Genomic DNA, 22,289 nt, shown 5'->3' on the forward strand with positions numbered 1-22,289 from the left:
TGGGCGGGTGCGGAGGATGAGAGATTCGAACTCTCGAGGGGTTGCCCCCAACACGCTTTCCAAGCGTGCGCCCTAGGCCACTAGGCGAATCCTCCGTGGGGGAGCCTATCTGACGGCGCGGCGTTGTGGGGCGACGGGGTGCGCGAACGGGCTCACAGCCGGCCACCGGCCCCCCGCGCTCATGATCGCTGGCAGACGGCTAGACTGCACAGCAGACCCCTCGTGCGGCGTTACCCCGTGAACCCCCCCAGGGCCGGAAGGCAGCAAGGGTAAGCGGGCTCTGGCGGGTGTGCGAGGGGTCCTCCTCGTTCGGGCGAGCATCGCGAGCATCCGGAGCACACGAGTGAGCACTGCGCTGTACAACAGGTACCGCCCTGCGACGTTCGGCCAGGTGGTGGGCCAGGAGCACGTCACCGACGCGCTTGGTCACGCGTTGCGCAGTGGGCGGCTACACCACGCCTACCTGTTCAGCGGCCCCCGCGGGTGCGGGAAGACGTCGTCGGCCCGGATCCTGGCCGCCTCGCTGAACTGTGAGAAGGGCCCGACACCGGAGCCCTGCGGGGTCTGCGACCAGTGCGTCTCCATCCGTACCGGCTCGTCGATGGACGTCACGGAGATCGACGCCGCCTCGCACGGTCTTGTCGATGATGCCCGTGACCTGCGTGAACGCGCGTTCTTCGCCCCTGCGTCCGCCCGGTTCAAGGTGTTCGTCGTCGACGAGGCGCACATGGTCACGGCGGCGGCGTTCAACGCGCTGCTGAAGGTGGTCGAGGAGCCGCCCCCGTACCTGAAGTTCGTCTTCGCCACCACCGAGCCGGACAAGGTGATCGCCACCATCCGGTCCCGGACGCACCACTACTCCTTCCGGCTGGTGCCTCCTGGTGTCCTGCGCGGGCACCTGGAGTCGATCTGCCAGCAGGAGGGAGTCGTCGTCGACCCGGCGGTGTTCCCGCTGGTGGTCCGTGCGGGTGCCGGCTCCGTCCGGGACTCGCTCTCCGTCCTCGACCAGCTCCTCGCCGGTGCCGGTGAGGGCGGGCTCAGCTACGACCGCGCTGTGGCGCTGCTGGGCATGACGGACGGCGTCCTGCTCGACGAGACCATGGACGCCCTCGCCGGGCGCGACGGCGCGGCACTGTTCACCGTGGTCGATCGTGTGGTCTCGTCCGGCCACGACCCGCGCCGGTTCGCGACCGACCTGCTCGACCGGCTCCGTGATCTCATCGTGGTCGCCGCGGTGCCCGACGCGGTGGAGCGCGGCCTGCTGGAGTCGTTCTCCAGCGACCAGGTCGACCGGATGCGGGCCCAGGCCGGCCGCGTCGGGCCGGCGGAGCTCTCCCGCACGGCGGACGTCCTGCATTCCGGCCTGGTCGAGATGCGCGGGACGGCGAGCCCCCGGCTGCTGCTGGAACTGATCCTCGCGCGCGCCCTTCTCCCCAGCGCCTCCGCGGACCCGGCCGCGCTCGCCGTCCGGCTCGAGCGGCTGGAACGCCGGCCGGCGCCGGCGCTCGGAGCGGCTCCGCTCGCGGGCCCGGCGGCCCCCGCCGCGAACGCCCACATGGAGGCACCGCCGCACGCCGGCCCGCCCTCGCCAGCAGCAGTAGCCACCGCCCAGGGCCCCGCAGGTGCAGTCACCGGGCCTCCGGCCTCAGGGCCGGCACCCGCCTACCCACCCGCGCCCGTGGTCGCGGCTCCAGCAGGCCCCGCGTACCCGGCGGCGCCCGCACGCCCAGGGCCCCCCGCGCCCCCGGCCACGCCTGCCTACCCCGCAGCGCCCGCGCACGCGGCAGCGCCCGCGCACGCGTACCCGGCAGCGACGGCGTCGTCTCCGGGCTCCGGCTCCGGCTCCGGCGGCCTTGACGCCGCGGGGCTGACCGCCGTCTGGGATGAGGTGCTCGCGTTCGCCGGGCGCCGCAGCCGCCGGACCCACGCGATCCTGAAGGACTACGCCTCGGTCGTCGAGGTCCGCGGGGACGAGGTCGTGCTCTCCTTCTCCGCACCGGCGATGGGGAAGATGTTCGGCCAGGGGAACAACGCCGAGATCCTGGCCTCCGCGCTCACCGACCGGTTCGGTGGAACGTGGCGGGTCACCATCGGAGGCGGTGGTCCCGGCCCGTCGGGTGGTCGCCCCCAGGCTCCTCGGGGCACCGGCGGGTCGGGCGGAGCCGGGCAGCCCGGTGGCGGCGCGCCCCCGGCCGGGTTCAGCCCGGTGCCACCGGGCGCGTACGGCGGGTCTCCCGCGCCCGCCGGGCCAGGTCCGTATGCCGGCTCCGGCGTCTCCGGTGGGTCTGGTCCGCGGGTCGCGTCCGCGGCCTATGGTGGCGCAGACGCGTACCCGGGCAGCGGGGCCGTCAACGGCATGGCGGGGCCAGGCATGCCCGGCGGCCCGGGCGTCCCCCACGACAGCGGCCCTGGGCAGCGGCAGGGCGTTCCGGGTGTTCCGGGTGCAGGCGGGCCTTCGAGCGACGGCTGGTCGGCTCCCGGGGCACCTGCCGCGCCGGCCGGTGGCTCCTTCGGGTCGCAGGTGGCGCCGGTGGCGGCGGTCGCGTCAGCCGTTGCCACAGCGCCCCCTGCTGTCAGCACCTCGCCGCAGATGTCCAGTGGCGTCGGGCCTGGCGGCGCCGGGGCAGCCGTGCTCGGGTCCGCGGCGGCCGGGCCGCCCGGAGCGTTCGGCGCGTACCCGCCGGCCGATCCGTTCACCGGCAACGGTTCAGGTGGGCCCCCGCCGGCCGTGCGCCCCGGCACCGCACCCGGCCACGACGTCGTAGCCGGTCACGGCGGCGGCGCACCCGGCCCTGGCGTGGCGCCCGGCCCAGGCACCACATTCGGACCCGGCACCACGCCCGGACCCGGGCCCGGCCCTGGCACAGCGCTCGCGTCGCCACCGGCCGGATCGGTTCCGCGGCAGGATCCGGCTCAGCCGGGTGGTGCCATCCCACCGGCGACCGGCGGAGGCCGGCCTCAGAGCGGGGCCGCCGCCGCACGCGCCGCGGTGATGACCGCCCGCGCCGGGCACGCCGCGGCCGGTCGATCGCCTGGCTCCTCGGTGGCCACCGCGGGGCCGGCGGCTGTCGGCGACACCTCCGGGGTGGACGAGGCGTCCCTCGACGACGAGGACGTACCCACCCATCCGGGGGATGCCAGGAGCAGCGAGGAGGCCGCGGTGGCCCTGCTGCGCACAAGCCTCGGCGCGACGGTCATCGACCAGTCGGGCTGACCGGGCGGTCCGGCGGTGGTGGACGTCGGATCGGCATCGCCCGGCACGTAGGCTCACGGTCATGTCGAACCCACAGATCCCCGCCGGGAATGGCGCCAACCTGGGGCAGATCCTCGAGCAGGCACAGCGGATGCAGGCCGCCCTGTTCGCTGCCCAGCAGGAGCTGGCCGAGACCCGGGTCGAGGGCTCGGCCGGCGGTGAGCTCGTCATCGCGACCGTGAACGGTGGCGGCGAGCTCGTCGATCTTGTGATCAAGCCCGCGGCGATGGATCCGGACGACCCCGAGACCCTCGCGGATCTCGTCCTCGCCGCCGTGCGGGACGCGACGACCAACGCGCACCGGCTCGCCGCGGAGAAGATGAACGCGGCCACCGGTGGCCTCGGCGGAGCACTGAGCGGTCTCGGCGGGCTGGGCGGGGCGGCCGGTCTCGGTGGCGGTGCCCCGGCACCCGGTGCGCTGCCGGGTGGGGGCGCGCTGGGCGGCCTGGGCATCCCTGGCCTCGGCTGAGTCTGCCGCAGCCATGTACGAAGGCGTTGTCCAGGACGTGATCGACGAGCTGGGCCAGCTTCCCGGTATCGGGCCGAAGAGCGCGCAGCGCATCGCGTTCCATCTGCTCGCCGCCGACCCGGCGGACGTCCGTCGGCTGGTGAGCGCGCTGACCGAGCTCAAGGAGAAGGTCCAGTTCTGCCGGACCTGTTTCAACGTGGCCCAGTCGGAGCTGTGCCGGATCTGTGTGGACCCGCGCCGCGACCAGACGTCCATCTGCGTCGTCGAGGAGTCGAAGGACGTCGTCGCGATCGAGCGGACCCGCGAGTTCCGCGGCAGGTACCACGTTCTGGGCGGCGCGATCAATCCGATCGGCGGGGTCGGCCCGGATGATCTGCACATCCGGGAGCTGATCGCCCGGCTGGCGGACGGTGCTGTCACCGAGATCATCCTGGCGACGGATCCGAACACCGAGGGTGAGGTGACTGCGTCCTATCTGGCGCGCCAGATCGCGCCGATGGGCCTCACGGTCACCCGGCTGGCGAGCGGGCTGCCGATGGGCGGCGACCTCGAATGGGCTGACGAGGTCACCCTCGGCCGTGCCTTCGAGGGCCGGCGGATCGTCAACGCCTGACCGCCCGGCGCGCGTGTGACCGCTCGGCGCGCCCGGGCGTTCGGGGCGGCCGGGCGTTCGGGGCGGCCGGGCGTTCGGGGCGGCCGGGCGTTCGGGGCGGCCGGGCGTTCGCGGTCAGGTGCCTGATCTCTGCTGCCTGGCCGCCGGTGGACGTCAGAAGCCCAGGATCGGCGCGTAGGCCGAGCTGGGGATGGAGGCGAGGGTCAGCAGGACGACGCTGACATCCAGCTGGTCGGCGCCCGCACCGAACTCGGCGTGCCTACCGTGGGTGGCGTAGACCAGAACGTCGGAGTCCCGCGTCACCCGCACACCGAACATGTGCGTCGCCCGGACCCACCACACCCGGCCCCCCACCCGCACCCGCACCCGCCGAGCGTCGCGGCGCAGCCCGGTCGTGAACCGTGCCAGCCGCCCGGATGGCAGGTCGGGCTGGTCCAGGTAGCCGGTGATGTCCCCGCCGGGGCCGTGCACGACTATGCGCGCCGGGCTGGCCGGCGGGCCGGGTTCGACGAGGCTGGCCTCCGCGGAGATCTCCTGCTCCCAGGGATGCATCTCGGCGGCCCAGACCTGCTCGCCGCACACGAACCGTTTGCCGAGCACGCCGCCTTCGGGATGCCCGCGTGGCAGCAGCCCGCCGACGACCCGACCGGCACCTTCGAGGCGCCAGACGACGGAGACGATCGCCCCGGCCGGCGTCTCGGGGCCCTCCGGCGCACCGGTCGCACTCGTGTTCACGCGCATGCGGGACGGACGCCCGGGCGGTACGCCCCTGCCAGGCCGCACGGTCGCGCGGTGCCCGACACCCCGGACCGTAGTATGGGGTGCAGAGGCCAGTGCACGTACCTCTGCTGTTGCACGTGCGGGTGCCAGTGAACCCGCACCCGCGACGGACGGCCCACGCCTCACCTTCCAACCCCCGCCCTACCATCGGCCCGGACGATCAGCCATTTACGGTCGACGCATCACAGGCCGTCGCCAGCTTCGGCCCGACGCCGGCCGAATCTGCGACCTCCGACACCGAATCACTGCACTATGCATGCAGATGCTACGCGGCATGCGGACTGTCCGGAGTCCCTCGCGCACACCTTTCTCGTCGACACCTTGCTGTCACCACAATTCAATGACAACGGCACACGAATGGACGCCGGCCGGGACCGTTGCTCCGCGGAACACCGGACCCCGGTGCGGCATCGCGTCGACCTGCGGACAAGGTGGAACCATGCCGGGGAATCCAGGCCGGTAACCGTCTCTCGATCCTCCGAGGAGGAGTTGCCCGCAATGAGGCTTTTCCATCTCAAGGTGCATGGTCAGGGATGCCGAAGGTCCGCGTCGACGACGGAGAAGGCTCAATGATCATCAGTTCCCATGTCGGTGCCGGGGCGTTCGTCGGCATGGCCGCGTCGAGGCCGGGGCCGGCTCTGGCGCTTGGCTTTCTGTCGCATCTGGCCATGGACGCGATGCCGCACTGGGGCACCGGTCCCAACACCGAAGCCGAGTGGCTGCCGATCGCGCGCAAGGACGGCGTGGCGGGCCTCGCCGCGATGGCCCTGCTCACCGCCGCCGCCCCCGCGGACCGGCGGGTCGGGGTGCTGGCCGGAATGATCGGCGCCTGCCTGCCCGACACCGACAAGGTCGGCCGCTACTTCGTCGGAACCAGCCCCTGGCCGGCCCGCTTCGACCGGTTCCACGAGGCCATCCAGAACGAGTCCCGGCACCGGTTGCCCCGGGAGGTCGCGACGGCCGCCTGCCTGACCGTCGCGGGCACGGTCGCCCTGCGGCTGCTGGCCGCCCGCCCACGCTGAGGCGCGGCTGATTCCGCCTCCAGCCGGACGGCATGAGCCGCGTCAGCGGCGTCAGCGGCGTCAGCCTCGTCGGGCGCGGGGTCACGGTCGGAGGCGGCGTCACGGTCGGGGGCGGGGGTGGCTCCGCCGGGCCCGGACCGACAGCGCCGAGAACCGTGCCACGCCGCTCAGGTAACAGTTGTCGACCGAGTCGGCGAGGCTGACAGCGCGGTCGAGGAGCAGCAGGCATCGGTCCGGGTCGCGGTCGACAACCAGCTCGGCCTCGCCATAGGCCAGCCAGCCGAGGTCGGACGGGGCCAGCGGTCCCGGCGGCGTCTGGGTCCGCACGACCCGCCCGGCTTCCAGATCGCCCGCGTGGGCATGGGCGAGCATGACGTTGCGCAGCCCAGCCACCTCGGCATGCTGGTCGCCGCAGGCCCTGGCCGCGGCGACCAGCTCCCAGCCGTGGTCGACGGCCTCGCCGATCCGACCGCGGTAGAACGCGAGGTCGCCGAGCAGTTCGAGCGAGAACCTACGCTCGGGCGCGTCACCGGCGATCAGGCGGCCACGTTGCGCGCAGGCTCCGGCCATCTCCAGGTCACCGGTGCTGACATACCAGGCCGCCGCGGTCGCCAGGGCGATCGACAGCGCACCGGCGGACACCCCGGGCGGCAGGGCCACCGACAGGTCCGAGACCAGATCCGCCAACCGGTGGGGCTCCACCCCGGCCGGCGGGTGCAGGCCGAACGCCCGGATGAGTTCGACCGCGGCGGACAACGGCTCGATCCGCAGCCGGCTCATCGCGTAGACGTGCACCGCCGCGGCGATCTCGACCGCGAGCGGCGGATCGTTCGCCAGCGCCCAGGCCCGCGCCGCCCTCGACTCGATGAGCAGGTCGGCCAACCGGCGTTGCCCCTCGGCCTCACGCGGGGTACGGAGCAGCCCGTCCGCGACGCGCAGCTGGCCGAGGACGTACCGCGCGTGCGCCGCGGACAGCGTGTCGTCGGCCGCCCCAAGCTCCCACCGCGCGTAGTCGCGGATGGTGCCCAGTAACGAATATCGGGTCAGGCCGTGGGCCGGATCCGCGACCACCAGCGAACGCGCCACCAGCGCGTCGAGCATGTCCAGGCCGGTTGCCCGCGGCAGCCCCGCCAGTGCGGCGGCGTCCTCGGCGACGACCGGGCCGGCGAAGGCACCCATGATCCGTAGCATCGCCCGGTGCGGGCGGTCCAGCATCGACACCGACCACGCCACCACGTCGGTGAGGGTGCCGTGGCGCGCCGCGCTCGCCCGACGCGTGCCCCGGCGAAGGTCGAGATGCTCATCCAGGCGGTCAGCGAGCTCGGGCAGTGGCATCGCGCCGCTTCGTGCCGCCGCCATCTCGATTCCGAGGGGCAGACCGTCGAGGGTACGGACGATGCGCTCGGCCGCCGCGGCGTCCGCCACCGCACTGCCCGCCACCGCACTGCCCGCCACCGCGCTGTCCGCTATCGCGCTGTCCGCCACCGCCCCGGCTGGCACAGGTTCGGCGGGTGCAGGCTCGGCGGGCGCAAGCTCGGCTGGTGCGAGCTCGGTTGGCACCGACGCGGAACCGTCGGGTGTGGCCCGCGCCCGGAACAGCTCGAGAGCGGGGGCATCCGGCCCGTCGACCCGCAACGGACGCAGCGGCCAGCAGTGCTCGCCGGCCACGCCGAGCGGCTCACGGCTGGTCGCCAGCACCCGCACCCCGGGCCCACCGGAGACAAGGGCTGACGCGGCGGCCGCGGCCGCCCCGACGACGTGCTCACAGCCGTCGAGGATCAGCAACGTCTCCAGGCCGGAGGCGGCTGCCAGGACCGCCATGGCCTCGCCGTCCATCCTGCCCGCGCCGGACCCACCCGATCTGCCGGATCCACCGAAGCAACCCACGCCGAACTCGTCGGCGACGGTCGCGGCGACCGCCGCCGGGTCACGCACACCGGCCAGCTCGACCAGCCGGACGCCGTGCGTGAACTGGCCGGCGAGGCTGTCCGCGAGGTGCAGCGCGAGCCGTGTCTTGCCGACGCCGCCCGGTCCGAAGAGCGTGACGATCCTGGCCGCGCCGATCAGGTCGCTCACCGCGGCCAGGTCGGCGGCGCGCCCCAGCAGAGCGGCGGCGGGCGGGCGACCGTGCCGGGATCGGCCCAGCAGCGTCGACGAGCCCTTCGCCGAGACGGCGGGGGGTGCCGAGCGCGCAGACGGTGCCGAGAAGGCGGACGGGGCTGAGAAGACGGAGGGTGCCGACAGCACCGGGCGCCGCGGCAGCAGAGCCGCCCGCGACTCCCGCGCGGCGGCCCGGGCCTCGGCCAGGCGGACCGCCGCCGGACGCAGGGTCGGATTGTCGGTCAGCTCTCCGAAGGCCGGACCGCGCCAGAGCGCGAGCGCGTCCTCCAGCAGGACGAGCTGCTCGGCGGCCTCGGGCACCTCGTGCGAAAGCCTCAGCAGCCGCTCGAAGACCACGATGTCGACCTGCTCAGGCGCGAGTCGCAGAGACCAGCCGCCGGGACAGGTCGCCACGGCGTCGCCGAGCACCCGCCGCAGCCGCGAGACGTAGGACCGCAGCGTCGCCTCCGCGGTCGGCGGAGGGCACTCACCCCACACCGCGCCCACCAGGCGGGCCTGTGGCACCGCATCGCCCACCCGGGAGCCCAGCACTGCCAGCAGCAGCCGCTGCGTCGGGCTGCCGATGGTGATCGTCGTCCCGGCCGCGTCCACGACGTCCACCGGGCCCAGTAGCCGTACGCGCACACAACCGATCATAGGAGCCACAGCCGGAAACAACCCGTAACACGCCAGATACGCCACTCGGGAGCTATCAGAACGCCGGCGGGCCGCAATCCGACCATAGCGACGCAAGCATCACAATCCGGCACCCCGTATATCGCCACGGCTCATGCGGCGGCGGAAACTCTCACGCGGGAGTCGGGGGGTCACATGGTGTCGGGAAAGAGCACTGCCGCGCCGTCGACCCGGTCGCCGGCCAGGTCGGTGAGCGCCCGATCGGCCGAGGTCAGCGGGTAGGGGGTGACGGTCACCTCGAGGTGGTGGCGGGAGGCCACGGCCAGGAACTCGTGGCCGTCCGCCCGGGTGTTCGCGGTCGTGCTGCGCACGGACCGTTCCTGGAACAGATGCCGCTGGTAGTTCAGCCGCGGGATGTCCGTGAGGTGGATTCCCGCGACCGACAGGGTGCCCCCGCGGTCCAGCGCCTCCAGCGCGACCGGCACGAGATCACCTACCGGCGCGAACAGGACAGCCGCGTCGAGTGGCTCGGGGGGAGCGTCGTAGGCGCCGGTCACCGAGGCGGCGCCGAGGCCGAGCGCAAGCTGACGGGCCCGCTCGGACCTCGTCATGACGTGCACGCGGGCGCCCTGGGCGATGGCCACCTGGGCGGCGAGATGCGCGGACGCACCGAACCCGTAGATGCCCAGCCGCCCGTCAGGCGGTAGTTCCGCGCGTGACAGTGCCCGGTAGCCGACGATGCCCGCGCACAGCAGCGGAGCCAGCTCACCGTCGCTGTAGCCGGCCGGCAGGTGGTAGGCGTAGGCGGCGTTCACGACGGCGTACTGGGCATAGCCGCCGTCGACGTCCCAGCCGGTGTAGATCGACGCGGGGCAGAGGTTCTCGGCCCCGCGTCGACAGTAGGCACACGTCTGGTCGGTGCCGCCGAGCCAGGCGATGCCGAGCCGGTCACCAAGCTGGATCGCGGCGGAAATGGCGGGAGTGGCAGCGGCGGCGGGAGCGGCAGAGGCGGCGGAGACGGGCCGGTCGGCGAGGGTCTCCGGTGCGCCGATGGGCTCGATCCCGGGCCCGAGTGCGTCGACGTAGCCGACGACCTCATGGCCCGGAACCGTGCGCGGGTGGCGCGGAGTGAGGTCGCCCTCGGCGAGATGCAGATCCGTCCGGCAGACACCGCAGGCGGCGACCTTCAGCCGGACCTGGCCGGGCCCCGGTTCGGGCACCGGAAGCTCCACAGCCCGCAACGGGCCCGAGGCCATGGGCCCCGGGCTGGTCACCTGCCAGGCCAACACCGCGCATCAACCTCCGTCGCCCGGCCCAGCCGCTCCGACGGATCGCCCGCGGCCAGGCCACGGATCGCCCGCGCCCACGGATCGGCCCGGCTCTACCTTCGAGGCCCGGCCTCGCGGTCAGGCCCGGCCTCGCCGGTCAGCTCCTGGCGAGACGTCGGTCAGACGTTCACGCCGTGGTCGCGGGCGAGGCCGCTGAGGTCGTTGTGCCCCTGGCCCACCGCGCGGAACTTCCAGTCGGCGCCGTTGCGGTACACCTCACCGAAGATCACCACGGTCTCGGTGGAGTAGTCCTCGGAGAGGTCGTAGCGGACCAGCTCGGTGCCGGTCTGGTCCACCACGCGGATGTAGGCGTTGCGCACCTGCCCGAAGTTCTGCGCCCGGTTCACCGCGTCGTAGATCGACACCGGCACGACGATCTTGTCGATCTCCTGGGGCACCAGGCCCAGGGTGATGTTGATCGACTCGTCGTCGCCCTCGCCGGCGCCGGTCAGGTTGTCGCCGGAGAGCGAGATGCCGCCCTCCGGGCTCTTCATGTTGTTGAAGAAGACGAAGTGACCGTCGGACAGCACCTTGCCGTCGCTCTTGACACCGATAGCGGATGCGTCCAGGTCGAAGTCGGTGCCGGTCGTCGTCCGGGCGTCCCACCCGAGGCCGACGGTGAGCGCGGTCAGCGCTCCGGTTCCCGCCTCGGCGGCCTGCTTCGTGAGGCTGACGTTGCCGCCCTTGGCAAGGCTGATCGCCATGACGAATGTCCTTCCTGAGGAATGCTTCTGACGGCGACGATCCTCCGCAGCGAGGACCATCGGTCCAACATGGTCGCTTCCGTAGCCACCCTTGCACAGGAGTACGAACACAGCCGGCAGGCCGTCGGTCGGATGACACTGATGCCACCGGGACGTCCAAGCCGCCCACGTCACGGAGCGCGACCGGGCGGAAGTGCCCCCGACCTCGGTAATCTGGCACGCATGGCGCTCCTGGTCGCGAAGTTCGGCGGTTCCTCGGTCGCGGACGCGGATCGCATCAAACGGGTCGCCGAGCGGATCGTGGAGACCCGCCGAGCCGGCAACGACGTGGTGGTCGTGGTCAGCGCGATGGGTGACACCACCGACGACCTGCTCGACCTCGCCGAGCAGGTCAGCCCCGTCCCGCCCGCCCGGGAACTGGACATGCTGCTCACCGCCGGTGAGCGGATCTCGATGGCACTGCTGGCGATGGCGATCACCAAGCTCGGCGCCGAGGCGCGTTCCTTCACCGGCTCCCAGGCCGGGGTGATCACCGACTCGGTGCACGGCAAGGCCCGGATCATCGACGTGACCCCGGGCCGTATCCGCACCGCGCTGGACGAGGGCGCGATCGCGATCGTCGCCGGCTTCCAGGGCGTCAGTCAGGACACCAAGGACATCACCACGCTGGGCCGCGGCGGCTCCGACACGACCGCGGTGGCGCTCGCCGCCGCGCTGAACGCCGACGCCTGCGAGATCTACACCGACGTGGACGGCGTCTACACCGCCGATCCGCGCATCGTGCCCGATGCCCGCCGCATCGACCGGATCTCCTACGAGGAGATGCTGGAGATGGCGGCGTGCGGGGCGAAGGTGCTCATGCTGCGGTGCGTCGAGTACGCCCGCCGATACAGCGTCCCCGTGCACGTCCGCTCCTCGTTCTCGTCGAAGCCGGGCACGTGGGTCACCGAGACGCAGGAGGCACAGCTCGTGGAACAGGCCATCATCCGCGGCGTCGCGCACGACCTGAGCGAGGCGAAGGTGACCGTCGTGGGCTGCCCGGACAAGCCGGGCGTGGCCGCCGCGGTGTTCCGCGCGGTCGCCGACGCCGACGTCAACCTTGACATGATCGTGCAGGTCGGCTCGGTCGCCGGCTCCGGCCGGACGGACATCTCGTTCACCCTGCCGAAGACGGACGGGAAGACCGCGCTGGAGGCGCTGGAGAAGGTGCACAGCCAGATCGGCTTCGACCGCACCCTCTACGACGACCACATCGGCAAGCTGTCACTGATCGGCGCCGGGATGAAGTCGCATCCGGGGGTGTCCGCTCGTTTCTTCGGCTCCCTCGCCGACGCCGGGGTCAACGTCGAGATCATCTCGACGTCCGAGATCAGGATCTCGGTGGTCGTGCGGGACACGGACCTGCCCGTCGCCGTGCGCGCCGTGCACAGCGCCTTCGAGCTGGGCGACCCGGACGAGAGCGCCGTCGTGTACGCGGGAACGGGTCGATGAACGCTCCCCGCGACAGCAGCTGCCGCAGTGGCGGCAGCGGTGGCAGCGGTGGCAGCAGCAGTGGACGGACGAGCGGAGGCAGGCAATGAGCGACATCCCCCAGCGCCCCACGCTGGCTGTGGTGGGTGCGACCGGGGCGGTGGGCAGCGTGATGCTCGGCCTGCTGTCCGAGCGCCCGGACGTCTGGGGTGAGATCCGGCTGGTCGCCTCGGCCCGCTCGGCCGGGCGCACGCTTCGGGTGCGCGGCCAGGACGTGCCGGTCCAGGTGCTGGCACCGGAGGTGTTCGACGGTGTCGACATCGCCGTCTTCGACGTGCCGGACGAGGTGTCCGCGCAGTGGGCTCCCGTCGCCGCGGCGCGGGGCGCCGTCGCCGTCGACAACTCCGGCGCCTTCCGGATGGACGCGGACGTCCCCCTCGTCGTGCCGGAGGTCAACGCGGCCGCGGTCGCGGACCGCCCGCGCGGCATCATCTCGAACCCGAACTGCACGACCCTGTCGATGATCGTGGCCGTCGGCGCGCTGCACCGGGCCTTTGGCCTCGAGTCCCTGTTCGCGACCTCCTACCAGGCCGCGAGCGGGGCCGGGCAGTCCGGCATCGACACGCTGTACGACCAGCTCCAGCTGGTCGGCGGCACCCGGGAGCTGGGGCAGGCGGCCGGTGACGTGCGCAAGGCCGTGGGCGAGGACGGCCTCGGCCCGTTCCCCGCACCGCTCGCGCTCAACGTGGTCCCCTGGGCCGGGTCGTTGAAGGACGGCGGCTGGTCCTCCGAGGAACTGAAGATCCGCAACGAGTCGCGGAAGATCCTCGGCATGCCGGGCCTGCGGGTGTCGGCGACCTGTGTACGGGTTCCCGTCGTGACCACGCACGCCGTGGCGGTGCACGCCCGCTTCACCCAGCCGGTCACCGGTGAGCAGGCGCGGGAGGTCCTGACGTCGGCTCCCGGCGTGGCCGTCCTGGACGATCCGGCCGCCGGCCAGTTCCCCACCCCGGCGGATGTGGTGGGCACGGATCCGACCTGGGTCGGGCGTATCCGTCAGTCGCCGGATGATCCGCATGAGGTCGCGCTTTTCGTGTGCGGGGACAATCTGCGCAAGGGCGCCGCGCTCAACACGCTGCAGATCGCCGAACTGCTCGCTGCCCGCTGAGGTCGGTCGGCCCCGCCGGCGCGGGGCCGCCGGTCCGCCGGTCCGCCGACGGTAGCGATCAGCACTGAACGTCACTGCACGCGATTGGCACGATGCGAATTGCGCACGCGCCCGGTCCAGTCATGATCCTGTGAACATCCTATGAATCATGAAGGATCGACGCTTCAGCGCTCCCACCACCCGGTCGGCGCGACGCGCGACCGAACAGAGAGCTGTCACGGAACGTGACATCATCCCAGCACGGAGCAGCACAGGACGTCGCCTCGGAACGAGATATTTGCGCCAGGAAGTATTCCCGACATCATCTTTTTCGGTTCCGACCAATCAGCGAGACGCTTGCCGACTGCTCCACGAATCGATCGACCCAGCTGGGAACGAATGACATCCGTTATTCGTCTGCCCGCCGTGGCATACCGATTCCGGCAACGAGATGACGCGGGATCCCGCAACTACATCCGGATGGATCCTGCACCTGGATCGCACCGGGTCGGTACGCCTTCTGGTGAACGACCGCCGCAGCCGGCGGAAGCCCCAAGGCGGGCTACCCGGACAGATCAGAACGCCACCGGCAAGAGCTACGCCATCGCCCTGACATCACCAGAAAGCGGTCAGCCCGCTCACCGGAGTGATCCGACGAGCGGGCTGACCGACCTTGGTTCTACTGCTACTCGTGGCTCAGACGACGCGGACGGCGTCGGCCTGCGGGCCCTTCTGGCCCTGGGTCACCTGGAACTCGACCCGCTGGCCCTCCTCGAGTGCCTTGTAGCCGTCCATCACGATTGCGCTGTAGTGGACGAAGACGTCAGACCCGCCGCCGTCCACGGAGATGAAGCCGAAGCCCTTCTCCGAGTTGAACCATTTCACCGTGCCCTGAGCCACGTGCCGTTCTCCCTGCTGGTGCAGTCAGGACCCGCACCGCGCGGGCCCCGGGCCGGAACGCTTCGGCGATAGGATTCGCCGCCGCGTTGTTCCGCTGTGTCTCGGTTGAGACACGAACTGACGAACCCCGGCCACGCCTGACGCTACACGTACGCGGCCCCGGACGGGAGTCCTCCGGCAGAAGAAGTCCACTTCACGGCTCGGCATTACGAACATCCACTTCACCGTGGCGGTGTGTCACAGCGCACTCGATCGAAGTCGAGCAGCCACCGGAACAGCTCTTCGCAGGTCTTCGCAGCCCTTCACCGAGTGCCCAAGTAAGGACTCCCAACTCACACAAGTGCGCTGCCGGGCAACGCGGGGCTCTGGCGCGCGGGGCCTTCTCCGGCACCATGACGCTCGATCGCGGTGGCGATCTCATCCAGGTCGCCGCCGCTGAGAACCACCTCGCCACCGGCCGGCAGCCAGGCTTCGATCTGGTCCGGACGCCGGGCCCCGACAATCGCGGCGGTCACCCCATCGAAGGACAACGTCCAGGCCACAGCCACCGCGGCCACCGTCGTCCCGTTCCGGTCCGCGATGGGGCGCAGCGCGTCCACCAGGGCCAGGTTCCGGTCGAGCGCGGGCCGCACGAACTCCGGCGACCGATGGCGCCAGTCATCCTCCGGGAGCGACTGCGAGCGCTCCAGCGACCAGCGGCCACTGAGCAGCCCCGACTGCATCGGGCTGTAGACGATCACTCCGATGTCCCGCATCGCACAGTAGGGCAGGAGATCCGTCGCGGCCAGCCGGTTGATCATCGAGAACGGCGGCTGCAGGACGTCGGCACCACCCACGGTGGCCGCCTCCTCCAGCTGGCCCACCGAGAGGTTCGACACACCCACCGCGCGGATCTTGCCAGCCGCGCGGAGCTCATGCAGGGTGCCGACCGCGTCTGCGATCGACGTGCCGTCCTGCGGCGGCCAGTGCAGCTGGTAGAGGTCGATGCGCTCGGTCCGCAGCCGCCGCAGCGAGGCCTCGACCTCCGCGCGGATCGACGAAGGCGCACCGACCCGCTCCGGCGGCCGGGAGAAGTCGCTCTCGTCCCAGACCAGGCCGCACTTGGTGAAGACGTAGGGCCGCTCGTCGGCGGGGATGTCGGCCAGCGCGCGGGCGACCAGCTCCTCGGAGTGGCCGAGCCCGTAGACCGCGGCGGTGTCGATCCAGTTCACCCCGGACCGCACCGCGGCGCGGATCGCCTCGACGGCCTCGGCGTCGTCCTGGGCTCCCCACCCGAACGCCCAGCCCGCCCCGCCGATGGCCCAGGCGCCGAACCCGACCCGGGTGACGGACATGTCAGTCCTGCCGAGTCGGACGGTCGGCAGCGATTCAGGAGCGGTCATTCGGCATCTCCTCGTGAACGTGGGCACCTGACCCCGGGGTGCCCACCGGACTGCGCGCTGGCGTGACCAGGCTCCGGTGGCTCGGAGCCGCCGGAACGCGGGGACCTCGCCACCGCTCGCCGGACGTCCACCGACACCACCTGGCGCCTGCCGACGTCTGCCGCGCGCCCGCCAGACGTCTCCAGGCCCGATGCTGCCCGACCCGCGCCCCGTCCGCCCGTCAAGGTGGCCAGCCACACGCCCGTGATGCGCCGCGACGAGACGAAAGTCACACGCGAGCAGCCCCTCGCAAACTACTGCAGGCCAGAACATACCGGGACGCAAACGGCAGCCGGCAGGAGCGGCCGTCGCACGGGCGAACATCAGAGGGCCGAACGTCACACAGACAAACGCCGAACGGGCGAACGTCGCACGGGTGAGCGCTGAACGGGTGAGCGCTGAACGGGTGAGCGCTGAACGAGCGTCAGCGGAACCAGCGGCGGTGGCGGCGGGCGGAGGCCGCCGGCCACAGATCGAAGAAGTCCCGTTCGGCCGTGCGGGCCCGGTGCTCCTCCAGCCCGAGCAGCACGCCCAGCGTGAAGGCGGACGGGTCGCCGGCCTCCTGGGCACGCACCCCCCAGTCGCGGAGCAGGCCGCGGGCGATCGTCGCGTCCTGATGTGTTCCGAGCAGCTCCTGCATCGACTCGGCGAGGCGAGCGAACGCCGCCGCGGACGAACCGTAGACCGGGCCGACCGCCTCGGCCGCGTAGCGCAGCCGCTTGGCCTGCTTGCGCGCCGAGTGCAGCAGCTCGTCGCGTTCGAGGCCGATCGGCAGGTCACCGGCGCGGACCACCTTGCGGGTCAGCCGGCGGTCGGCCTCGTGCAGCAGGCCCGGCAGGATCTTCTCGGCGGGCTTGCGGGCGGACCCGGTCAACGGCGCGTTGACGAGCGCGATCAGATCCTCGAGAAGCTGCAGATAGCGGGCACTGCGCAACATCGCGAGCGCCTCTTCCCGTGCCGCGCTCTGGTCGGCTGCGAGATGGCCGGAGATGACCGTGGCCGCGTCACCGCGGACCAGCTCGGCGGGCAGCTCGGCGAGCCGCTCGGTGAAGTAGGCGATCTGCACCTCCGCGTCACGCGCGCCGGACAGCGCCCCGGCCAGGTCGCGCAGCTCGCCGTCCAGGTGCGCGACGAGCTCCGCGGGGAAGAAGGGCGCGAACGTCCGCAGCGTGCTGCGGGTGCGGCGGCAGGCGACCCGCATCCGGTGCACGGCGTCCGGGGCGTCCAGCCGCACCCGCGGGTCGGTGGCGAGCAGCGTCTCGACCTGGGCGATGAGATACGCACGGATCACGGTGCCGGCCGGTGTGCGGCGGCGCAGCTTGGCCGCGGCGGCGGGCACATCCGGGCCCGGCGCCTCGGCGAGTGCCGGGCCGAGCACCTGAGCCAGCTTCGACGCGGACGCCGAGCGGCCGGCCCCGGCGGCCAGCAGCACCCGCTCCACCTCGTCCAGCAGGGCAGGGGCGCCCGCACCGAGCTCGACCTCGATCTCGCGCCACTTCTGCGCACCCGCGGCCGAGCCCAGGATCGTGGCGGACACCTGATCGTCGACGACCTCGGCCAGATCCACACCCGCGTCGTCCCGCAGGCGCCGGGCCGTCCGCAACGTCACCAGACGGGCGACCGGACGAAGCTCGGCTCCGCGCAGGTACGCCGTGACGAGATCAACGAGGTCGGCCGGCACCGGGCCGTCACCGCCGAGCGGGCGCTGGATCTCGTCCCGCGCCCCGGGGGCGACGGGAAGCTTCAGGTGCCAGCCGGCATCGGGCCCGCCGGTGCGCCGGCGCAGCGTGATGCGGTTGCGGGCCAGCCGCAGGTCCTCGGTGTCGTGGTAGACGGCCTCCAGCGTCACCGCCCGGCGGGTCCGCGCGGTCGAGACACCGGGCACCTGGGCCAGCCTGGGCAGCATGAAGCCCGGATCCACCGAGTACTTGCGTTCGATCTCCCGAACCGAGCCCATGCCGGCTCCCTCCCCGTCGTGAGTCGCCCTCGCCGGGACGATCAGTTGGACACCGGACGCATCGGCACCGGGCATCTGCCGCCAGGCGGCCCGTGAGCACGGAAGGCACCTGGCAAGGCACAACACACAACGCACCCGCAGGCGCGTTGTGATCTAGACAACTTTTGTTTGTCTTTTGTTTACCTTAGCGCGGAAGGCTACCTCGGAACGGGGATCCACGAGACCTTTCCGGCAAGAATCACGTATCCGACGAAGGCAACACTGTCGATGAGTGTGTGCGCAATCACCAGGGGTAGCACCCGGCCGGTGCGCTGGAAGATCCGCCCGAACAGCAGCCCCATCGCGACATTGCCGGCGAACCCGCCCAGCCCCTGGTAGAGGTGGTAGGAGCCGCGCAGCAGCGCGCTCGCCAACAGGGCGGAGTTCGAGCGCCAGCCCAGCTCCCGCAGGCGGACGAGCAGATACCCAGCCACCACGACCTCCTCGGCCAGCCCGTTCTCGGCCGCGGAGGCGATCAGCACCGGCACCCGCCACCAGACGTCCGGCAGGCTCGACGGGGAGACCGTGAGGTTCGCGCCGCTGTGCCAGGCCGCGAGGTAGAAGGCGAGCCCTGCCCCGCCCACCACCGCCGCCAGCGCCGCCCCGCGCAGGCCGTCCGCCCACGGGCGACGCCGATCGAGCCCGATGGCCGCGGCGCCGCCGCCGTGCCGGCCGAGCAGATGGCACACGAGGAACACCGGCACCAACGCGGAGGCGATCGACGCGAGCTGCAACGCGAGATCAAGCCAGGGCCGGCCCGGCGCCGCCGACGAGTTCAGGCTCGCGACCTGTGAACGCACCGACTTCTCCGCGGTGAGCACACCGACATAACGGATCAGCGCGAACAGGCCGGAGGATGCGAACGAGACGCCCAGAACGAGGAGGACCTCGTTGCGCAGCAGCCGGTGGCCGAGCGACTCCGCACCGCCCTGATAGGCGGGCGCCAGCTCCGAGGGCGAGGGCGGAGCCGATGTCGGCCCCGGGGCCGCCGAGGGCGAGGGCGATACCGAGGGTGGATCCGATGCCGGCTCCGACGCCGGAGTCGGCGGGCTCGTCGTGGTCATCGCCGTCGGCGGCGGTGCGGCTCCGGTAGGCAGGGCGGAACCGTCCGCTCGGCTGTCACCGGAGCTGGCCCTCATCACCTTATGAAGGTAGTCGCGCCGCCGGAACGACTCCCGCACCGGGAGCCGCCGCCGCCGTCCGCACCTGCCCCGGTGCCCGGCGGCAGACTCGCACCGACACCACGCAAGATCATAAATCTGCCGGACACTCGACCACGGCCCGAAGAGTTGAGGATATTGATCTTTCCGTGATCCACGGGCCTGCGGCGGAATCCCGGCCCCGGGAAGCCGTTGCCGCCAGACAAGAGTGGAGGATCCTGGTCGTCCGCACGACCAAATTCCCATGATCTTCAAACGGTGACCTCGGGCCACGCCTCGCACAGCCGTTGCGACCAGACAAGAGTTGAGGATCCCGGTCGTCAGGACGACCGGGATCCCATGATCTTCAACCGGTGGCGGCCCCGGTCGCGCGTTCCGCTTATCAAGCTTGATCGACGTGATCTTGCGGCGGGCACCCGGCGACCGGAACCCTCACATCTCGCTCGGCAGCGACATCAGCAGCGACCGGAACCACTGTGCCCCTACCAGTGCGCGGCCCTGCGCCGGCAGCACGCCGGCGCAGGGCCGCTTCCCGGGCCGCGTCCCTTGTCAGGACCTGGCTTCGGGGCTGGACACCTCCGGGCTGGAGAACAGGCGGAACAGCATCCACAGCGAAGGCACCAGGATGACGAGCCCGCAGCAGACCGCGATCAGCATCGCCACGATGTTGGCCGACGGGGCGGCGGCCGAGTCGACCGTCGCCCGGCCCATCACGAGATCCGGGTACTGCGCCGCGGCCCAGCCCCACAGCACACCGGCGACCGCGAGACCCGCCGTCACCCTCGCCGTCGTGAACCTGTGCCGCCACAGCGCCACCAGCGAGGACACCCCACCGATCGCGGAGATCACGACGAACGGGATCGAACGGTCGGCGAACCGATCCGCGACCACCGGCGCCTCGGACCACAGCAGGGGCAACAACGCGGCGGCGAGCAGCCCGGACACGACCGCACCGCCGAGCGCGCGGCGCCGGAAGCCCGGCACCAGATGCGCCGTCTCGGCGCTGGCGGCCGCGTCGCGGCACAGGTAGACCGCCGCCAGGAAGGCGGTCACCGCGAGCGCGAAGACACCGCAGAGGATCCCGAAGGCACTCTTCACCGGGGTGAGCGGTGCGCCTTCGGCGACGTCACCGGTGGCGAGCGCGGCGCCGGCCACCCCAAGGGCGACCGGCGTGATCGCCGACGAGACCGCGAACACGTGGCCCCACCAGTGGTCCGGCCCGGCGGCGCCTGAGCCGTACGCCCGGTACACGTAGGCCGCGCCGCGCAGCACGATGCCGGCGAGCGCGCAGATCAGCGGGATCTCCAGGGTCGAACCGACGACACCGAACGCCGCCGGGAAGCCGCTGAACATCATCACCACGACGAAGATGAGCCAGACGTGGTTCGCCTCCCAGATCGGGCCGAGCGCCGCGGAGACGAGCCGGCGCTGGTCCGCGGCGTCGCGGCCGCGGGCGAAGAGGTCCCAGACCCCTCCTCCGAAGTCGGCGCCGCCGGTGAGGGCATAGGCGGTGAGCCCGAGCACCATCACGATGGCGAGCAGGTCCGCGGCGGTCATCGGGCGTCCCCCTCCTGCCCGGCACGGCCCGCGCCGGGACGGTCCGCACCGGGACGGCCGGGCGGCTCGGTTGTCAGGGCGTCGAATCCGGAGGCTTCCGACCTCGCGGAGCCGCCCGGCGGCGCGGACTGTTCCGGCAACGGCGAGGCTTCCGGCCTGGCGGAGGCTTCCGGCGCCGGCGCGGGCTGGCCCGCCGGCGCGGGCCGTGCATCCGGGATGTCCGGCGTGGTGGTGGTCTCGGCGATGGCGCCGCCGAGCACCGGCCCGCCGGTCGCCATCCGGCGCAGGATGAGCACCAGCGCGACCGCGAGGCCCAGGTAGAGCAGGACCGTCCCAGCGAAGATCACCGGCATGCCCTCGGTGGTCGTCACAGCCTCGTCCACCCGCATCCGGCCGTAGACGATCCAGGGCTGACGGCCGCCCTCGGTCACCTCCCAGCCGGCCATCATCGCCGCCACGGAGGCCGGGCCCGAGGCGACCGCCGCCCACAGCCACGGTCTGCCGGTGGGCAGCAGCGGCCGTTCACCGCGCCGTCGCCGGCGCCAGACCGCGATCCCGGTGGCGCCGGCGAAGGCGATCAGGGCACAGCCGAGCCCGACCATCACGTTGAAGGCCAGGTGCACCTGGCGCGCGTCCGGCCGTTCCTCCGGGGGCACCGCCGACAGGCCTGTGATCTCGTGATCGGCGCTGAAGCCCTCCATCAACGACAGCAGGTTGGGGATCTCGATCCCGTGCCGGACCTCGCCGGTCTCCTCGTCGTAGATCCCGCCGATGGTCAAGGGGGCGTGTGTCTGGGTGTGGCCGATCCCCTCCATCGCGGCGAGCTTGATCGGCTGCTTATCACCGACCACCCGGGCCGCGATGTCGCCGACGACCAGCTGCAGGGGGGCACAGACGAGCAGAACGGTCAGACCGACGCGCAGTCCGCGCTGGTGATACGCGTCGCGCCGGCCGCGCAGCATGCCGACGGCATACACCCCGGCGACGATGCCGCCGGTGCACATCAGCGCAGCCAGCAGCATGTGGACGAGCTGATGCGGCGCGGTCGCGGCCAGGAACGGGGCGAACGGCTCTGCCGAAACGACCTTGCCATCGACCTCTGTGATGTGACCGGGGGTGTTCATCCAGGCGTTGGCCGTGATGATGAAGAGAGTCGACATCGTCCCGGCGATGGCGATCGGCCACAGCGTCATCCAGTGAGCCCGCGGCGAGAGGCGCTTCCAGCCGTACAGGTACATGCCGATGAAGATCGCTTCGGTGAAGAACGCGAAGCCCTCCAGGGTGAACGACAGTCCGAGCACACCGCCGTACCGGGCCATGAAGGCCGGCCACAGCAGACCGAACTCGAAGGACAGTGCCGTCCCGGAGACTGCGCCGACGGCGAACAGCACCGCGAACGCCTTGGACCACTTGCGGGTCAGCGCCAGCCAGACCGGGTCACGGGTGCGGACCCAGCGGCCTTCGACGAACAACAGGAGCCACGGCATCCCGACGCCGAACACCGCGAAGCAGATGTGGAACGCCAGCGAGATCGCGGTCTGCGCGCGCGCCAGGTCGGTGGACAGTGCGCTCGCGCGGGTCACATCCGCAGCCAGCGAGAGCGTCTCGACGTGGGAGAACAGCGCGACATCGGTGAGAACTGCGGCGGCTTGGACCATCGGGGCCTCCTCCACCGTGGGTAGCAGCGAGCCCGTCGCGTACTTCTACGTCCCGTAGAAAATTCTACGAGATGT

Annotated in this window: 16 protein-coding genes, 1 tRNA gene and 1 other RNA gene; 7 read left to right on the forward strand and 11 right to left on the reverse strand. The window is 71.9% G+C overall.

The annotated features are described in order from the left end of the window. Positions 1-10 precede the first annotated feature (10 nt). A tRNA-Ser gene (locus ACG83_RS23410) sits at positions 11-95 on the reverse strand. Between the two features lie 116 nt (positions 96-211). On the opposite strand from ACG83_RS23410, the gene ffs reads away from it, so the two are divergent. The 4 genes from ffs (at position 212) to recR (ending at position 4,335) form a co-directional block, all read left to right on the forward strand. Further along, positions 212-307: signal recognition particle sRNA small type (ffs, locus tag ACG83_RS41655), an RNA gene on the forward strand. A gap of 36 nt (positions 308-343) precedes the next feature. Beyond that, entirely contained in the window at positions 344-3,214 is a 2,871-nt protein-coding gene (locus ACG83_RS23415) for a DNA polymerase III subunit gamma and tau (RefSeq protein ID WP_054568342.1), read from the forward strand. A 61-nt stretch (positions 3,215-3,275) separates the two neighbouring features. Further along, entirely contained in the window at positions 3,276-3,722 is a 447-nt protein-coding gene (locus ACG83_RS23420; protein WP_054568343.1) for a YbaB/EbfC family nucleoid-associated protein, read from the forward strand. Positions 3,723-3,735: 13 nt separating this feature from the next. Then, positions 3,736-4,335: a recombination mediator RecR gene (gene recR / locus ACG83_RS23425; protein WP_054568344.1), complete on the forward strand. Its 600-nt coding sequence runs from the start codon at positions 3,736-3,738 to the stop codon at positions 4,333-4,335. A 153-nt stretch (positions 4,336-4,488) separates the two neighbouring features. Here recR and ACG83_RS23430 read toward each other — a convergent pair whose 3' ends face one another. Further along, positions 4,489-5,076, reverse strand: a complete 588-nt coding sequence (locus ACG83_RS23430; RefSeq protein WP_054568345.1) for a hypothetical protein — start codon at positions 5,074-5,076, stop codon at positions 4,489-4,491. A gap of 608 nt (positions 5,077-5,684) precedes the next feature. Here ACG83_RS23430 and ACG83_RS23435 point away from each other — a divergent pair. Continuing rightward, positions 5,685-6,137 (forward strand): hypothetical protein, encoded by a 453-nt coding sequence (locus tag ACG83_RS23435; protein ID WP_054568608.1) that lies wholly within the window; start codon positions 5,685-5,687, stop codon positions 6,135-6,137. 99 nt (positions 6,138-6,236) lie between these two features. Here ACG83_RS23435 and ACG83_RS23440 read toward each other — a convergent pair whose 3' ends face one another. From ACG83_RS23440 to ACG83_RS23450, 3 genes are all read right to left on the reverse strand, one after another. Then, positions 6,237-8,894 (reverse strand): BTAD domain-containing putative transcriptional regulator, encoded by a 2,658-nt coding sequence (locus ACG83_RS23440; RefSeq protein ID WP_054568346.1) that lies wholly within the window; start codon positions 8,892-8,894, stop codon positions 6,237-6,239. A 170-nt stretch (positions 8,895-9,064) separates the two neighbouring features. Next, entirely contained in the window at positions 9,065-10,162 is a 1,098-nt protein-coding gene (locus tag ACG83_RS23445) for a zinc-binding alcohol dehydrogenase family protein (protein ID WP_054568347.1), read from the reverse strand. A gap of 158 nt (positions 10,163-10,320) precedes the next feature. Beyond that, positions 10,321-10,905 (reverse strand): TerD family protein, encoded by a 585-nt coding sequence (locus ACG83_RS23450; protein WP_054568348.1) that lies wholly within the window; start codon positions 10,903-10,905, stop codon positions 10,321-10,323. Positions 10,906-11,127: 222 nt separating this feature from the next. Here ACG83_RS23450 and ACG83_RS23455 point away from each other — a divergent pair, with 222 nt between their 5' ends. After that, positions 11,128-12,396 (forward strand): aspartate kinase, encoded by a 1,269-nt coding sequence (locus ACG83_RS23455; protein WP_054568349.1) that lies wholly within the window; start codon positions 11,128-11,130, stop codon positions 12,394-12,396. A gap of 85 nt (positions 12,397-12,481) precedes the next feature. Continuing rightward, a complete protein-coding gene (locus tag ACG83_RS23460) occupies positions 12,482-13,543 on the forward strand; it encodes an aspartate-semialdehyde dehydrogenase (protein WP_006540799.1) in 1,062 nt (353 codons plus the stop codon). A gap of 675 nt (positions 13,544-14,218) precedes the next feature. Here the strand turns inward: ACG83_RS23460 and ACG83_RS23465 are convergent. The 6 genes from ACG83_RS23465 to ACG83_RS23490 all read right to left on the reverse strand — a co-directional run bounded on the left by ACG83_RS23465 (position 14,219) and on the right by ACG83_RS23490 (position 22,214). Next, entirely contained in the window at positions 14,219-14,422 is a 204-nt protein-coding gene (locus ACG83_RS23465; protein ID WP_006540798.1) for a cold-shock protein, read from the reverse strand. Between the two features lie 332 nt (positions 14,423-14,754). Next, positions 14,755-15,804: an aldo/keto reductase gene (locus ACG83_RS23470; RefSeq protein WP_054568350.1), complete on the reverse strand. Its 1,050-nt coding sequence runs from the start codon at positions 15,802-15,804 to the stop codon at positions 14,755-14,757. Positions 15,805-16,267: 463 nt separating this feature from the next. After that, complete coding sequence (locus ACG83_RS23475; protein ID WP_054568609.1) at positions 16,268-17,800, reverse strand: CYTH and CHAD domain-containing protein; 1,533 nt, start codon at positions 17,798-17,800, stop codon at positions 16,268-16,270. A 197-nt stretch (positions 17,801-17,997) separates the two neighbouring features. Continuing rightward, entirely contained in the window at positions 17,998-18,903 is a 906-nt protein-coding gene (locus ACG83_RS23480; RefSeq protein WP_054568610.1) for a CPBP family intramembrane glutamic endopeptidase, read from the reverse strand. Between the two features lie 645 nt (positions 18,904-19,548). After that, positions 19,549-20,556, reverse strand: coding sequence for a cytochrome d ubiquinol oxidase subunit II (locus ACG83_RS23485; protein WP_054568351.1), 1,008 nt, complete (start codon positions 20,554-20,556; stop codon positions 19,549-19,551). Further along, on the reverse strand, positions 20,553-22,214 hold the full coding sequence (locus tag ACG83_RS23490) for a cytochrome ubiquinol oxidase subunit I (RefSeq protein WP_054568352.1): 1,662 nt from the start codon (positions 22,212-22,214) through the stop codon (positions 20,553-20,555). The genes ACG83_RS23485 and ACG83_RS23490 overlap by 4 nt, the downstream gene beginning before the upstream one ends. Positions 22,215-22,289 lie beyond the last annotated feature (75 nt).

This window comes from Frankia sp. R43, assembly GCF_001306465.1.
GTDB lineage: Bacteria > Actinomycetota > Actinomycetes > Frankiales > Frankiaceae > Parafrankia > Parafrankia irregularis.

Bases quoted from the DNA above. Each gene is read 5' to 3' on its own strand.
- ACG83_RS23475 (WP_054568609.1), bottom strand. From the start codon at position 17,800: ATGGGCTCGGTTCGGGAGATCGAACGCAAGTACTCGGTGGATCCGGGC.
- ACG83_RS23470 (WP_054568350.1), bottom strand. From the start codon at position 15,804: ATGACCGCTCCTGAATCGCTGCCGACCGTCCGACTCGGCAGGACTGAC.
- ACG83_RS23460 (WP_006540799.1), top strand. From the start codon at position 12,482: ATGAGCGACATCCCCCAGCGCCCCACGCTGGCTGTGGTGGGTGCGACC.
- recR (WP_054568344.1), top strand. From the start codon at position 3,736: ATGTACGAAGGCGTTGTCCAGGACGTGATCGACGAGCTGGGCCAGCTT.
- ACG83_RS23430 (WP_054568345.1), bottom strand. From the start codon at position 5,076: ATGCGCGTGAACACGAGTGCGACCGGTGCGCCGGAGGGCCCCGAGACG.
- ACG83_RS23435 (WP_054568608.1), top strand. From the start codon at position 5,685: ATGATCATCAGTTCCCATGTCGGTGCCGGGGCGTTCGTCGGCATGGCC.
- ACG83_RS23485 (WP_054568351.1), bottom strand. From the start codon at position 20,556: ATGACCGCCGCGGACCTGCTCGCCATCGTGATGGTGCTCGGGCTCACC.
- ACG83_RS23490 (WP_054568352.1), bottom strand. From the start codon at position 22,214: ATGGTCCAAGCCGCCGCAGTTCTCACCGATGTCGCGCTGTTCTCCCAC.
- ACG83_RS23450 (WP_054568348.1), bottom strand. From the start codon at position 10,905: ATGGCGATCAGCCTTGCCAAGGGCGGCAACGTCAGCCTCACGAAGCAG.
- ACG83_RS23455 (WP_054568349.1), top strand. From the start codon at position 11,128: ATGGCGCTCCTGGTCGCGAAGTTCGGCGGTTCCTCGGTCGCGGACGCG.
- ACG83_RS23480 (WP_054568610.1), bottom strand. From the start codon at position 18,903: ATGACCACGACGAGCCCGCCGACTCCGGCGTCGGAGCCGGCATCGGAT.
- ACG83_RS23420 (WP_054568343.1), top strand. From the start codon at position 3,276: ATGTCGAACCCACAGATCCCCGCCGGGAATGGCGCCAACCTGGGGCAG.
- ACG83_RS23440 (WP_054568346.1), bottom strand. From the start codon at position 8,894: ATGATCGGTTGTGTGCGCGTACGGCTACTGGGCCCGGTGGACGTCGTG.